Below are 13,954 nucleotides of genomic sequence, written 5' to 3'. Positions count from 1 at the left end.
AAATTTGATTATTTTTGCAATATTGTGTTTTTTGACCTCACCCCCAGCCCCTCTCCAAAGGAGATGGGAGCTATACACCTGAAAATCAAAGTTTTATGCTTATTTATCTCACCTCGTTTTCAGGGAGGTAAATAAGGGGGGATTTAAGTTGTTAAAAATAAAAACTTGATAATCAAATTTTTAGTCTTGTAACTCACGTTGGTTTAATACCTGACACATAAAATCAGCGACAAATTCCTTGAAGGCTTGAACATCAAACTTTGAGCTTTTTGAACGTAAATAACTACCCAAAAAATATATTTATGGCAAAGAAAAACCCCAACGAACAGCAAATAGATGTGGAACTTCCTGCGGAACTTGCCGAAGGAACATACTCTAATCTCGTGATGATTTCTCATTCTCCAACCGAGTTTGTATTTGATTTTATCACGATACTACCCGGCTTACCTAAACCTCGTGTAGTTTCACGGATAGTGATGAGCCCCGAACACGCTCAAAATTTCCTGAATGCTCTCAAAGAAAATATTGAGATATACGAAAACAACTTCGGTAAAATCAGAGGGGGCGGCAATATTACCTTGCCTTTCGGAAAAATTGGAGAGGCATAAGTTACCTTCCTGTATTCAACGATGTTAAAATCAAAAAAGCTAACCATTTGGGTTAGCTTTTCATTTTAATATTCGTCTTCGTTGAAAAAGAAATCTTCTTTGGTTGGGTAATCAGGCCAGATTTCTTCAATGTTTTCGTAGGGTTGCCCATCATCTTCAAGTTCTTGTAAATTTTCAATTACTTCCATAGGTGCTCCTGAACGAATCGCATAATCAATCAATTCATCTTTGGTAGCAGGCCAAGGAGCATCTTCCAGATACGAGGCTAATTCAAGAGTCCAATACATAAGGCATCAAAATTTATAGTTCAACAATTTACCAAAAATGTACAAAAAACAAAAATTTGTGGTTTTATTTTTTGGGAACGTAGTTTTTCTGAAAATTTTTGGGTGGTGTATAAAGTTTTTTGAGTTCTTTATCAAACTCTTCAAGCATTATGTTTTTCACCTGAACCTTTCGCTTTTGTGTGGCTAAATTGAAACTTTTATGTTCGGGTTTGTAGCTTTCACTACTTTCTGCTATGTTAATTTCCTGCTCATCTTTACGGATAAGTTCTCGTAAGAAACTCGTCTTTATGCGGAACTGGTCTAATTTGGGTTTTTGATAGAAATCAGGGTACTTTCGCATTACGACTTTCATCAGGTAGCTTTCTTCAAAAATTCTATCGCAAGCATAACGAAAACGATTGGCAAGGTTTTTATCTAAATAGCGAGGGTTATTGACTTCGTTTTTCCAAGCTACAAGAAGTTGTTTGGCTTCATTTACGCTTGCTTCGGTATTTACACCAATTAGACTTTCGGCACGTTTGCAAAGTTTTTCCTGAACGATACGAGCCTGCTCCAAGGGGTCTAAGGGCTTGATTTGTTCCACTGGCACGCCTTCCTTGAACTGCTTGTATCGGTGGAAAAATTCATTATTGATTTTTTTGAAGCGTTCCCAATATTTTTCCAATTTCTTTTGAGGTACTTTGCCAATGGTTTTCCATTGTTGTTGCATTTCTTTGAAAGCAAGAGCCGTAGCTTCAAAGTCATCAGAAAGTTTGAGGATACTGGCTTTATCCACAAGCAAGCGGTATTGATTGAGTCTGTTTTTGACTTCTTCGGCTTTTCGTTTGAAATGTTCTTTTTTATGCTGATAATACGCCTTGATGAGGCGAGTGAAATGCTCTTCCATTTCTGCCTGTTGCGATTCTTCCACTGCCCCTGTACGAATCCATCGTTGTTTGAGTTCCTCTACTTTGGCATCGGTGGTTTTCCAGTCGGTTTCATCTACGAGCAAAGCCAAATCGGCAAGAATTTGATTTTTAATATCCAAATTGCGTTGTCGGTTCTGCTCTATCAGAGAACGCAAAAACTTTTCTAATTCATCTAATCGGGAGAGTAAAACGGGAAAATCACCTAACCCTTTGAATTGTAGCGTATATTCGCGAAGGTGAAGCAATTTCATCAAATAAGAGCCTTTGTTTTCGGCTTGATGAATATCTTGTTCAAGTTTATTGATTTTTTCACAAAGTTCGGCATAGCGTTTTTCAAAATATTCAATGGATTTTTCCTCTGTTTCTTTGACTACGCCAATTTCTCTATCAGGATAGTTCAAATAGCCTTTCAAAAAAACTTTGCCATCTGCAATATAGCCGTAAGGGTGATTGTAGGTAATGTTCATAGCAGTTTCAATTTTTATAGCCTTTACATCAGAAACATAAGGCTATGCGTTGAAAAATAGTGTTTTAAGCTATTAGGTTAGGTAACAAAGGTAACAATTTTTTTCAAAAAACGTTCCAAAAAAAGCAAAAATTTATTCACATACTTTGATGTACTCGGTAATGAGCCTGAAAAGTTCCTTATACTTTGTCAGGGGTAATGTTTCGGGCTTATCGTCAATATCGTGATATGCTTTGATGCCCCCCATAGTGTAAATAAAAAAGGCTTTTACGCCTTTTTCTGAGAAAAAGTAATGGTCAGAATTGGCGGCTTTACCTCTTTTGGCAACTTTGGGCAATAATTTTTGGCTCTCATTGATTTTCTCAAACAATTGAAAATCTTTTTCAAAAATAGCCCCATTCACTATCGTAATACCTTCATCACCTGTGCCTACCAAATCCAAATTGAGCAGTACTTTAATTTGAGTCAAAGGAAACAGAGGGTTTTGAGTATAAAACTGTGAGCCTATCAGTCCCGCCTCTTCGGCGGCAAAAGCAATAAAAGCAACCGAATATTTGGCAGGATTTTGTTTGTAATAATGAGCTAGCTCCAAAAGCATCGTAACGCCACTGGCGTTGTCGTTGGCACCGGGAAAGTAGATATTGCCCATACTACCCAAGTGGTCGTAATGAGCCGTGAAAACCAAAAAGCTATCGGGCTGGGTAGTGCCTCTGAGATAGCCTATTACATTACTCGTATTGTACTTTTCAATAAATTTGTTGCGAATATGAAACTTAATTTGTTTGCAAGATGGTTTCCAAACGCTTTGCAAAATCTGAATTTCGGGCAGTTTATCTTGCCATACGGAAACGCTTGCTGTGAGTTTGGGGTGCAAAGAAACCCATACGCTTGCCTGTTCTAACTTTTCCATTTCAGTACGGCTCAGCTCGGCAAATTTTTTTGACCAACGTACAGGATACACCAAGGCTTTTTTTCGGAAATCTTGCTCAAAAAATTTTTTTCGGCGGTCTTTGTCCGAAAAAAGAAGGGTATCCAGCAAAACTACTGCCGCTTTTCCAAAAGCCGAAGGGCTATCAGCACCGATAATAAAATCTTTGCCTAAAACTAATTTTCTTCCGTCCAAACTGCACTGAATTTCTTTGGGAAAAGTGTTGATGCTTGTACTAAAATTTTGGAAATAAGAATTTTCAAAATTTAGCAAGCCAATTTTTTCAAATTCTTGGGCAATCCAAGCAGAGGCAAGCGAATCGCCTTTTTTCACATAGCCTCTGCCATTAAATTCGGGGGAACAGAGCTTTTGCAGGTTTTTACGAACTCGGTCTAAATCTTGTGAAAAACTCCAAGTGGTGAAAAAATAAAAAACGAGTGAGAAAGCAAAAAAAGTGTGGAAACTTTTTATATTTATGCGGAGTAGCGGACTATTAGCCCAAACACTGAGGCGGTGAACTGCATTTATACTTACTACAAAACTATTATACGAAGTTCTGCAATTGTTGCTATCACGCCAAACTGCTGTTGTATGTTGCTTTTCTTTCTTTTGTGCTAATTGTTTGTCTGTTGTTCGGTGGAAAGACATACGCTGTCGCCAAGTTTTGGCAGGTGTTTCAGTTAGTTTTGCTTGGCAATATGTGAAGATGTGATGTATTGGCATTTCTATCGTTTTAGTTGTTCTCAATAATTTTTATTTCTTCTTCCGTTAAGCCGTAAAGCTGATAAACCAATTGGTCTATTTGATTTTCTAAATCGGTTGTGTCTTTGCCTTGTTCCTTTAATGCTAATATTTGCTCTACCAACTGCACAAAGGGCTGCTGTTCCTCTTCGCTTAACTTCGGTATGGGATATTGTTCAAAAGCGTGTTTGTTGAATTGAAATCCTTTTTCGCCTAGTGTTACACTAGAATACAAGCATTTATATGACCATTCAAAAAATTTTGAGTTAAAGATAGAGGTCAAAAACAAAATGTCTTTTCCAATCAAAATAAATGCTGTTTTATCCACAAAATAATTTTTATTATCGTAATGAAAAGAGGAACATAAAGTAGTTTCAGGATACACCACCTTCTCCTTTTCAAATTCGGGGTAGTAGGCAATTTGGTCTTGTGTTTCAAACCATTTGTTGCCTGTTTTTTTTCTTGCTTTGGCTTTTTGTCCATTTTCATCAATAAATTCCTCACCTGTTTGGTGCAAGCGTTTGCCAAAACTTTGTAAATATGCTTTTACGGCAGGGTAATCATCAATATTCAATTTTAAGGCAGGGAAAGTAGCAATCAGCCACAAATCGGCAAATTCGGCTTTGTAGCGTTTAATGTCTCTGCCGCGTAAAATGGGCTTGATAATTTCTGCACTTTTGGGGTCTAAGGCAATGAGTTCGTCTTTCTTTTTGCCATCAATAATAAAAGCCTCGTTGTAACCTGTTAAAATACCACGATAAATGTTTATATCCCAATTTTTGAGGGGCGTGCCTTTTTGTTCAATTTTTTGTTTGATGCGTTGTTCTAATTCATTAGCAATCGTCCAAGCGTCATCGGAGAGTTGGGTAAGGGTAGTCCAATGGTCTGCAAAGGCATTAAAGGAAGTAATGTTTTTTTCTTTGGAGAGGTCAAGTGCTTGGAGGTGGTAATGGGTAGGTTTTTGGGTAGTTTTTTGGATAAGTAGGATATTGGTGTCAACAGTAGCCGATTCGAACACGCCACTGCCAAGGTCAATGAGTTTGAGGGGGTTATGTTGGCAAAAAAAGGCACGTGTAGATTTGCCGTAGCCTGCCCGCATCCATTTATTAGAGGTAATGTAAGCAAGAAAACCACCATTTTTAAGAATTTGAATACCTTTTTCATAGAAAAGCGTATAAATATCGCCTGTTTTTTCATAGGTTTTGTATTCAAATCTTTTTACTTGTTCCGAAAATTCTTTCATGGCTTGCAGTTGAATATATGGCGGATTTCCAATCACCACATCAAATCCCACAAAATCACCATCATCATTCAGCACTTCGGGAAATTCAAAACGCCATTCAAAAGCATTTTCAAAAATCTTGTTGGATTTTATTTCTTCAATTTCGGCTTCCAATTTTTTGATTTCTTCTGTCAGCTGTTTTACTTTCTTGTTCCAATCGGCTTTTTCCTTTTTGCTCATTTCAAAAAGTTGCCCTTGATTGGTCATTTGGAAAAGTTCGCCTGAAAGTTTTCGCAGTTTCTTTACTTTTGGGTCGTTTAATGATATTTCACTTCTGAAATCCGATTTTATTTCAGCAATCAGTCGTTCCATTTCTTTTTTCTGCTCTTTGCTTTCAGCGTTTCGGTAGGTTGACACCGCCATTTTATAGGTATCAATATTCCATTTGCTCTCACGTTTGAAAACGTGGGTTATAGATTGGTCTAATGCAAAACGGCTCACGAGTGAGTTTCCGCATTTGATATTGATGTCAATATTCGGAAGCGTCTCCAATTCCCATAGCCCACGATTTGAATTTAGCCCACGATTTAAATCGTGGGAATCGGAATCGGTTTTATAATAGGCATTTTTCAAAAGCTCAATCCACAAACGCAAACGGCAAATTTTTACCGAGTTGGAATTGATGTCCACCCCGAAAAGGCAGTTTTCAATAATGGTTTGTTTTTCATGGAATAGTGTTTCTTGTACGCGTTGGCTTTCTTTGTTGCTTGGATTGTATTCAAAAAGTTCTCCATTTTCGTCTGTTACAATCAGTTCATCATTCACCACTTCCACCTGATATTCTTTCAGGCGTTTTCCGTCACGGTCTTGCAGAATTTTCAAGTCGTTTTTTACGGCAATCATTTCATTGAGTGCCGAAACCAAAAAGTGTCCTGAACCAACGGCAGGGTCGCAAATTTTGATGCTGTTTACAATTTTGTTGGCTTCTTTTCTTCCTTCAACAGTGGTAAAATCAATTTTTTCGTAGAGTTCATCTATGTTTTGGCAATTCCAGTTTTTGGTTTCATTAAACTTTTGCACTACTGCCCTGCGTATGGTTTCACGGCACATATACATTGTGATGAAACCGGGAGTAAAAAACGAACCGTCTTTGTAGCCGTTTATTTTCTCGAAAATCAACCCAAGAACCGAAGCATTAATAAGCGTTTTGTTGTCTTCCTGAATTTCTTCACCGCCTTCGGCTCCAAAGTCGTAAGCATCTAAAAACTCAAACAAATATTGAAGCGTATTGATATTTCCAGACCGTTTTTTGCCTTGCGCATCTTTCAGCACGGTTTGCGAAAAAATCGGAATGGTTTTGTTGTCGTTCAGGTTGCTGATAAAGATAGTAGCGTGTTCGAGTTCGGTCGGTTCAAAAAGTGAAGAATTGAGGTAAGGAACTTTCTTAAAAGCCTTTTTTACATCTTCGTTCCGTTCGTCATGCTTGCGAGCCAACACCTGAAAAAACAAGCTGTTCAGGTCGTCATAATTCTTGATTTTGTCAAGGTTAAGAAACGAATACGATTTGTCGCCTTTGTGGTAAGTGATAAGTTGAGCTTCCAGCAACTTCAAAAACAAAATGCGATTTATCCAAGTAATCGAAAGTTCAAGGGCAACATTAAAAAGTCGTTCCTGTTGTGTGTTACCAAATTGGTTTGGCTTTTCCAATCGGCTCAATTTATCTAAGCTGTCAAGTTGAATAATCGCATCTTCAAGGATTGTTCCTGTGTGGCGTTCACCTGCTTTGTTTCGCTCAATCAGCTTTTTGCTTCCTTCTTTGGTTTCGGTCAAGCCGATAATGTGCAACAACTCGCTGTAAAAACGTTTGTCAAGGCTGTTACTGTCATTAGCAAAAGGAAGTTTTAAAAGATGCTCTGGAGAAAGCAATTTGAATAAGGCAATCAGCGAATTATCATCTGTTTTGTCGGTATTGCGTAATGGTTTTTGAAAGTCCTGAATGTTGAAATAGGTAAACTCTATTTCAGAAGTAATGCTGTCAATAAACGGTTCGGCAATTTGTTTGTAGAAAAAATCGGTTTTCGTGTCAGCCAATCGTCCGTCTTCAAAGTCTTGGAATTGTTTGACAAGGTTTTTGTTTTGAGCAAAAAGTCTGTCGAATAGGGTAGCGTCAAAAATGAACCATTCATTAATGTTGGTCGCCACCAAATGTTTTACTTCAAGGTTTTTGTGCGTAATTCTCTCACGTAAGTAATACAACACCAATTCCTGAAATGCTTTTTTATTGATGTTTTCACGGGTGAGCATTTCGGCTTTGTTGGTCGGCTTTTTTGCTTCGAGAATTACGCCAACTGTCGAGTTTGCATTTTGTCCGTTATGAATAACAAGGTCGTTTCGACCTTTGGTATTTATAAAATGGTTTGGGTCGTAATAGGTTTTCTTTAAAAAGTCGGAAACCAAGTTTTTATGAAATTCTTCGCTTTCGGTGTCATTTATCCTGTCGAGTAAAGTAATGAGATTGGTCTTGAAACCTTCAATTTCAGTCCTGTTAGGTTTTACTTTTAAGAAGGCTTTGTTCAGTGCTTTTCTTGGGTTCAATTCTTTTAAGGTTACGTCCATAAACTCTTTAAAACTCCTGTTTGGGGGTCAGTGTAGGTGAAGTCAGGGTCTATGTATTTGAAGGAATTAGACATAGGCTTTTTGTTTGGCAAAAGCCACAAGTTCTGCCAGTGATATTTTTCCAGTTATATAGTCCCGTATAATTTCTATTCCTTTTGGTGTTGGTTTAAATCCTTCAAACATATTGCTTCCCAAAGCATTTGCAGTGCTTTCAAGCGTTTTTAAGTCTGAAAATTTTACACCCATTATTGTCAGGTTGCTTCTGTCTATTTCTATTGTGTTAAACATATTCAGGTGTTAATTCTCATTAAATTTACAAAATATTTAGGACAAAATGTTTATTTGTGTCATTTTGAAATGGCTTGTAACTATTTACGCAATAGCCAATTTCAATCCTTGTCGGGCTTTGATAATATCGCAAGCGGTGTAAATGGCTTGCAACATAGAGTTAGGGTTTGCCTGATTTTTCCCTGCGATATTGTAGGCAGTGCCGTGGTCGGGGGAGGTGCGTACAATAGGCAAGCCTGCCGTATAATTTACCCCTTCTTCAAAAGCCAAAGTTTTGAAAGCTACCAAACCTTGGTCGTGATACATTGCCAAAATGGCATCATAAGAAGCGTATTTACCACTCCCAAATAAGCCATCGGCAGGGAAAGGACCATATACCAAATTTCCTTGCTTGCGAATTTCACGTACTACGGGTTCAATAATTTCTATATCCTCTGTACCCAATAGCCCCTCTTCGCCTGCGTGAGGGTTCAAGCCGAGTACAGCAATTTTAGGCTTTTGCACCCCAAAATCTTTTTGTAAAGTACGAATAAGTAAGCCAAGTTTGCCTTGTAATTTTTCTTTGGTAATTTTAGAAGCAACTTCCTTCAAAGGGATATGCCCTGTAAGCAAAGCCACTTTTAGCTTTTCGCTTACCATACACATCAGCGAGTCGCTTACACCAAAGTTTTCTGTAAAATACTCGGTATGCCCTACAAACTGAAAATGCTCATTTTGGATATTGTACTTGTTGATAGGGGCAGTAACTACACCTTGTAAAATGCCACGCAAAAGGTCTTTGGTGCAGGTTTCAAGACATAAAAAGGCGGCTTTGCCTGCTTCGGCGGTTACCTGCCCGGGTTGCACATCGGCATCATCAAAGCAGTTGATAAGATTGATTTTGCGAGGGTTAGCTTGTTCGGCATCTTTGATGAGAATAGCATTAAAGTCTTCAATCTGCAATATTTTACGATACTTGCTCAGGACTTTCAGAGAGCCATAAATAATGGGCGTACAAAAAGCGAGCAGACGGGTATCGGCAAGAGCCTTCAATACAACTTCGGGACCTATGCCATTGTAGTCGCCTAAGGTGATGCCTAAAATGGGTTTTTCATCTTTTTTGACTTGCATAGTCATTCATAATTTGGTCGAGAGCAGAAAGTTTTAGCTCCTGCAAAGCTAAAATTTTCTGCCATTTTTCTTAATGTACCTTGTTATCTTTTTTGCAACATTCAGGTAGTTTGTTGTAGGCTTTGGGGTTGGCAGGTAGTTCATCAGCATCGTAGCCTGCTTTGTTGATAGCCTTTTTGATTTTTGCAACACTTGTTTTTTTAGGATTGTATTTTACGGTTACGATTTTAGTTTCTACATTCAAATCGGCACTTACAACCCCTTTTTCGTAGCTTAAATCCTTTTCTATTTTCTTTTTACACATTCCACATACTGCCGAAGTTTTGATTTGAACTTCTTGCAAATCGGCAGTTTCTTGGGCAAAAGCAAATATCGCCACAAACATCAAAGCGAAAAGAAAAGCAAATTTTTTCATATTATAGGGTAAATTAAAGGTTTGACTTTCAAAAAATGTAGTTATTTGCGTTAAAAAATTCAAGAGTCTGAGTTAAGAGCTAAATATCCAATGTTCTAAATCCCGTTTCTTGCATATTATACCTAAACAATTAGGTTTAGTATGCAAAAAGTGGATATTTCTGCATTTGTGAGTTTATTTTTTCACGGATTTGGGCGAGTTTGGTGTCGTTATCGTGGTTTTGCAGGGCTTCGTCAATCCATTCTACAATTTGAAGCATATCGTTTTCTTTCAAGCCACGTGTAGTAACGGCAGGCGTACCCAAACGCATACCCGAAGTTACAAAAGGCGATTTATCATCAAAAGGGACAGCATTTTTATTGATAGTAATATCTGCCTTGATGAGCGTTTCTTGGGCGAGCTTACCTGTGAGGTTTTTAGAACGCAAATCAATAAGCATTAGATGGTTATCTGTACCACCTGAAATTACTTTATAGCCTCTGCGTATAAACTCTTGTGCCATAGTTTGGGCATTTTTGCGAACTTGCTGGGCATATTCGGCAAAGGAGGGTTCTAAGGCTTCGCCGAAGGCTACTGCTTTGGCGGCAATGACGTGCTCCAAAGGACCGCCCTGCGTGCCAGGGAAAACCGCAGAGTCCAATAATTCGGACATCAGGCGAAGTTCGCCTTTGGGGTTTTTGATACCAAAAGGGTTTTCAAAATCCTTCCGCATCATAATCAAGCCGCCCCGAGGACCGCGAAGAGTTTTGTGTGTGGTAGTGGTAATAATATGGCAGTATTCCAAAGGGTCGTTCAGCAATTTTTTAGCAATTAGCCCCGAAGGGTGAGAGATGTCAGCCATTAGCAAAGCCCCTACCGTATCGGCAATGGCACGCAGGCGAGCATAATCCCAATCGCGAGAGTAAGCCGAAGCCCCACAAATGATGAGTTTGGGCTTTTCTCGCATAGCAATTTCTTCCACTTTGTCCCAATTGATAAGCCCTGTTTCGGGTTCTACGCCGTAAAAAGAAGGTTGATAGAGTTTGCCCGAAAAATTGACAGGCGAGCCGTGTGTGAGGTGTCCGCCGTGGGAAAGGTCAAAACCTAAAATTTTATCACCGGGCTTCAATATAGCAAGCATTACAGCGGCATTTGCTTGAGCTCCCGAATGAGGCTGTACATTTGCCCAAACTGCTCCAAAAAGTTCCTTTACTCTATCAATGGCAATTTGTTCAACTTCATCAACTACTTCACAACCTCCATAATAACGTTTTTTGGGCAAGCCTTCGGCATATTTGTTGGTAAGTACACTTCCCATAGCTCGCATTACTTGTTCGGAAACAAAATTTTCGGAAGCTATGAGTTCTATGCCGTGCAGTTGGCGTTTGTATTCTTGCTCAATCAGATTGAAAATGGTCGTATCTTTGTACGAGTGTGTTGCGGTAGAATTCATTTGCGTTGCGGTTTTTGTCCAAAAGTAAGCAAATTCCGAAAAAAGAACAAATTTTGGAATTTTTTTGTTCGGGGCGAATTTTATGCAATAGTTTGTAGATTTTCACTCTTTTTTCAGCTCACCAATTTTCTTGAAATGCTGAATAATTTTGCTATCGGGATATTTGCGGAAAAATGCTTCCAAATCTTCTGCTAATTTTTCTTGCTTCTTGTGCAAACGGGCATTGGCAATAATTTTTAGGGCTTCAATTTTATCAGGAATAGCATTTTCGGGATACTTTTTTTGCAGTTCGTCAAGGGCTTTAATAGTGGCTTCGTACTGACGTTTTTCGTAGAGATTCTCGTAAATTTCGGCATATTCTTTCTGAACAACCTCATTTTGAGCCTGACTTTCAGCCAAATAATTAGGGTTTTCTATGAGTTTGGCATAAATAGAGTTAGGAAATTTTTGAAAAATGAGGTTTCGCATTTCTTGGGCTTTTGCAGTGTTTTTCTGCTGGTTGTAGAGCAAATATAACAAATAATATACTTCGGGTTCGTATTCAGAATTTTGTACTTTTTGGGGTATGCTCCAATAGGTTTTTTCGGCGTCAGGCAGTTCGTCCAATTGAAAATGGTAGAGTTTGGCTAAATTGAGCGAAGCATTTTCCCATTTTTGCAAAGATTTTTGCAAAGCCTCTGGACTACGTGGAATTTGAGATTTTACAGCTCTTTTTCGGTTATTTACTTCCTCACGGATTTGCTCTTGCTCTGCGATGGCTTGCTCTTTGGTAGTGAGATTTTGTTGGGGAATGGTTTCATCAATTTCGTTTGAAATACGACTCAAAATCCGCCAGTTATCAGCAAGTGGGCGATTGCCCCATTTTTGGCGAAATTCTTTTCTGCCCGCTTCTACTTGGGTGGTATTATCAAAATACCATTCGCTATTTTGGCGATTTTTTTCTTCTTGTAAAGTATTTTTGCCTAAAAGTTCTTTTTCGGCTTCGGCTTGTTTTTGGGCTTTTTCACGAGCTTTTTGCAAGTCTTTTTCGGCTTTCACTTTTCGGGCGATACTTGCTTCTAAATAAGCGTCCAATTCGTTTTCAGGCATTTTTGCCATTCTTTGCAAGCTATCTTCCAACTGAACAATACGCAAATATTTGATAAACTCATCAAGCACTTCATAACGCTTGGCAATTTTTTCGTAACCTTCTTCATCTTTAGGCAAAAGAGCCATTGTGCTGTCGTAATACGATTTTGCTGTTTCGTAATCACGCAATTTATCAAAATGAATTTCTGCTAATCGTAAGAAAGTATAAGGTTTTTGTCCGCCTGTACCTTTGGCTTGGGCAGATTTTTGGAGCAGACTTACGGCTTTGCGTAAATCGTTGCGTTTGAGTTCAAGCATTGCCAAATCGTAATAGATTTCATCAAGATAGTCTTGGTTTTTGAAGTCTTTAAGCATTTTTTCCAACTTTCTTTGTGTTTTGGCGGAAAAAACTTTGGCAGAATCGCCTGTAAGCATCATAGCCAAATTAGCTTGCAGTTCCAGTTCGTAAGGGGGCTTATTTCTGATAACTTTGGCATAGTTTTCAAAGGCTTTTTTGTCATTTTTAAGTTTTTGGTACAATTGCCCTTGCAAAAAGAGCAGTCGTGCTTTTTTTTCGCCTCGCTTTATATCAGGTAAAGCCAATTCTAAACTCTTTGCGGTGCGTTCATAATCTTTGCGAAGGCGGTACAGATGAGCCTGCACCAAGTAGTATTGAGCCAAATTGGGTTTGCTTACTTCAAACTTGCGTAAATAATTCTTGACAATATCGGCATCGTTCCACTGATTGCTTTCTATGTAGGTACGCATAAGCTCAATGAGAGCTTTTTCTTGCATTATTTTATCTTTGGAAGTGCCATTGATGTATTTGAAAGTATTGGTAGCATCAGAAAATTCACGATTATAGAAACGTGCTTTGCCTACGAGCAGATAAGAATCATCAGTCCAGTTGCTTATTTCGTGGCGTTCTATGGCATAGGCGGCTTTTTTGATGCAATCGTCAAAATCGGCTTTCATTCCTTTGAGCATATTGGTATCCAGCAATGGAATGACATACAAAATCCGATTGTAATTGTCTTTACGACTGCTAAAAATTTTTCTTTCGGCTTCCAGCATTTTTTCTTTTGCCAAAAAATAGGCGTTGTAATGAGCCGTAATGTTGTGGTAATGCTTACAGCCAGCTAAAGAAAGGAATATGAGCAAAAGAAAAGCAGTCTGCTTCATAAAGGTTGGGCATTGAAATTTGGTAAATTCATAAGCGAAAATCAAGCCATAGCTAGCGAGTTTTTCGTCTTTTTTCCCATCCAATTACTTCTTGGTTGAGCTTTTCGTACCACGCCTTCCCATATTTGCGAATGAGAGGCTCTTTAAGGAACTCAAATACCCGTACTTGCATTTTTTTGCCTAATACGCAAGCAGGCGAACAAACTTCCCATTGGTGATAATTGAGAGCCTCGTACTGGGCGTACTTGGTGATGCGTATGGGGTATAAATGGCAAGAAATAGGCTTTTGGAAATCTATTTTACCTTCCTGAAAGGCTTTTTCAATGGCACAAGTCCAAGTGCCTTTTTCATCTTTTTTTACAGCAAAAATACATTCTTTCCCATCTATGGTGGTTGTGGAAAAATCGCCGTCGCTATCTAGTATGTATAAGCCTTGTTTTTCGGCAATTTCTCTGCCTTTTTCAGACATATAGGGTTTTACTTGCTCAAAAATTTGTTCTAAAATAGAAAGTTCGTTTTCTTCCAGTGGGGCACCCAAATCACCTGCTTCGCAACAAGCACCTTTACAGCGTTCTAAATCGCATTTGAAGTAATATTCAGCAATATCGTCAGAGATATAGGCGTTTTCAACAATGAGCATTGGGGATTTTATTTAAGGTATCAAAAATTTTCGCAATTTACAT

11 protein-coding genes are annotated in these 13,954 nt (G+C 38.5%); 1 reads left to right on the top strand and 10 read right to left on the bottom strand.

Features of this window, described 5'->3' with window-relative positions; translation table 11 throughout:
- The first annotated feature begins 302 nt into the window (after window positions 1-302).
- Window positions 303-608, top strand: a complete 306-nt coding sequence (locus ACWITO_RS13035; RefSeq protein ID WP_448530433.1) for a DUF3467 domain-containing protein — start codon at window positions 303-305, stop codon at window positions 606-608.
- 65 nt (window positions 609-673) lie between these two features.
- On the opposite strand, the gene ACWITO_RS13030 is transcribed toward ACWITO_RS13035, so the two are convergent.
- From ACWITO_RS13030 to ACWITO_RS12985, 10 genes are all read right to left on the bottom strand, one after another.
- A complete protein-coding gene (locus ACWITO_RS13030) occupies window positions 674-895 on the bottom strand; it encodes a DUF2795 domain-containing protein (RefSeq protein WP_101359004.1) in 222 nt (73 codons plus the stop codon).
- A gap of 64 nt (window positions 896-959) precedes the next feature.
- On the bottom strand, window positions 960-2,270 hold the full coding sequence (locus ACWITO_RS13025; protein ID WP_448530432.1) for a DUF349 domain-containing protein: 1,311 nt from the start codon (window positions 2,268-2,270) through the stop codon (window positions 960-962).
- Window positions 2,271-2,402: 132 nt separating this feature from the next.
- Window positions 2,403-3,920 (bottom strand): M28 family metallopeptidase, encoded by a 1,518-nt coding sequence (locus ACWITO_RS13020; protein WP_448530431.1) that lies wholly within the window; start codon window positions 3,918-3,920, stop codon window positions 2,403-2,405.
- A gap of 10 nt (window positions 3,921-3,930) precedes the next feature.
- Window positions 3,931-7,776, bottom strand: a complete 3,846-nt coding sequence (locus tag ACWITO_RS13015; protein ID WP_448530430.1) for a DUF7149 domain-containing protein — start codon at window positions 7,774-7,776, stop codon at window positions 3,931-3,933.
- A 66-nt stretch (window positions 7,777-7,842) separates the two neighbouring features.
- Window positions 7,843-8,022, bottom strand: coding sequence for an antitoxin VbhA family protein (locus tag ACWITO_RS13010; RefSeq protein WP_448530429.1), 180 nt, complete (start codon window positions 8,020-8,022; stop codon window positions 7,843-7,845).
- A gap of 126 nt (window positions 8,023-8,148) precedes the next feature.
- A complete protein-coding gene (gene pdxA / locus ACWITO_RS13005) occupies window positions 8,149-9,174 on the bottom strand; it encodes a 4-hydroxythreonine-4-phosphate dehydrogenase PdxA (protein ID WP_448530428.1) in 1,026 nt (341 codons plus the stop codon).
- Between the two features lie 70 nt (window positions 9,175-9,244).
- Window positions 9,245-9,589 (bottom strand): heavy-metal-associated domain-containing protein, encoded by a 345-nt coding sequence (locus tag ACWITO_RS13000; protein ID WP_448530427.1) that lies wholly within the window; start codon window positions 9,587-9,589, stop codon window positions 9,245-9,247.
- Between the two features lie 136 nt (window positions 9,590-9,725).
- Window positions 9,726-11,021, bottom strand: coding sequence for a serine hydroxymethyltransferase (glyA, locus tag ACWITO_RS12995; protein ID WP_448530426.1), 1,296 nt, complete (start codon window positions 11,019-11,021; stop codon window positions 9,726-9,728).
- Window positions 11,022-11,123: 102 nt separating this feature from the next.
- Entirely contained in the window at window positions 11,124-13,355 is a 2,232-nt protein-coding gene (porW, locus tag ACWITO_RS12990; RefSeq protein WP_448530425.1) for a type IX secretion system periplasmic lipoprotein PorW/SprE, read from the bottom strand.
- Entirely contained in the window at window positions 13,324-13,911 is a 588-nt protein-coding gene (locus tag ACWITO_RS12985; protein ID WP_448530424.1) for a DUF3109 family protein, read from the bottom strand. Before ACWITO_RS12985 ends, porW begins: the two co-directional genes overlap by 32 nt.
- Between the last annotated feature and the right edge of the window lie 43 nt (window positions 13,912-13,954).

It is taken from the genome of Raineya sp. (assembly GCF_053497555.1).
Note: the sequence above shows the minus strand (reverse complement) of the source record. Positions and strands in the feature narration are given on the sequence as shown.

Bases quoted from the DNA above. Each gene is read 5' to 3' on its own strand.
- ACWITO_RS13035 (WP_448530433.1), top strand. From the start codon at position 303: ATGGCAAAGAAAAACCCCAACGAACAGCAAATAGATGTGGAACTTCCT.
- ACWITO_RS13030 (WP_101359004.1), bottom strand. From the start codon at position 895: ATGTATTGGACTCTTGAATTAGCCTCGTATCTGGAAGATGCTCCTTGG.
- ACWITO_RS13025 (WP_448530432.1), bottom strand. From the start codon at position 2,270: ATGAACATTACCTACAATCACCCTTACGGCTATATTGCAGATGGCAAA.
- ACWITO_RS13020 (WP_448530431.1), bottom strand. From the start codon at position 3,920: ATGCCAATACATCACATCTTCACATATTGCCAAGCAAAACTAACTGAA.
- ACWITO_RS13015 (WP_448530430.1), bottom strand. From the start codon at position 7,776: ATGGACGTAACCTTAAAAGAATTGAACCCAAGAAAAGCACTGAACAAA.
- ACWITO_RS13010 (WP_448530429.1), bottom strand. From the start codon at position 8,022: ATGGGTGTAAAATTTTCAGACTTAAAAACGCTTGAAAGCACTGCAAAT.
- pdxA (WP_448530428.1), bottom strand. From the start codon at position 9,174: ATGCAAGTCAAAAAAGATGAAAAACCCATTTTAGGCATCACCTTAGGC.
- ACWITO_RS13000 (WP_448530427.1), bottom strand. From the start codon at position 9,589: ATGAAAAAATTTGCTTTTCTTTTCGCTTTGATGTTTGTGGCGATATTT.
- glyA (WP_448530426.1), bottom strand. From the start codon at position 11,021: ATGAATTCTACCGCAACACACTCGTACAAAGATACGACCATTTTCAAT.
- ACWITO_RS12985 (WP_448530424.1), bottom strand. From the start codon at position 13,911: ATGCTCATTGTTGAAAACGCCTATATCTCTGACGATATTGCTGAATAT.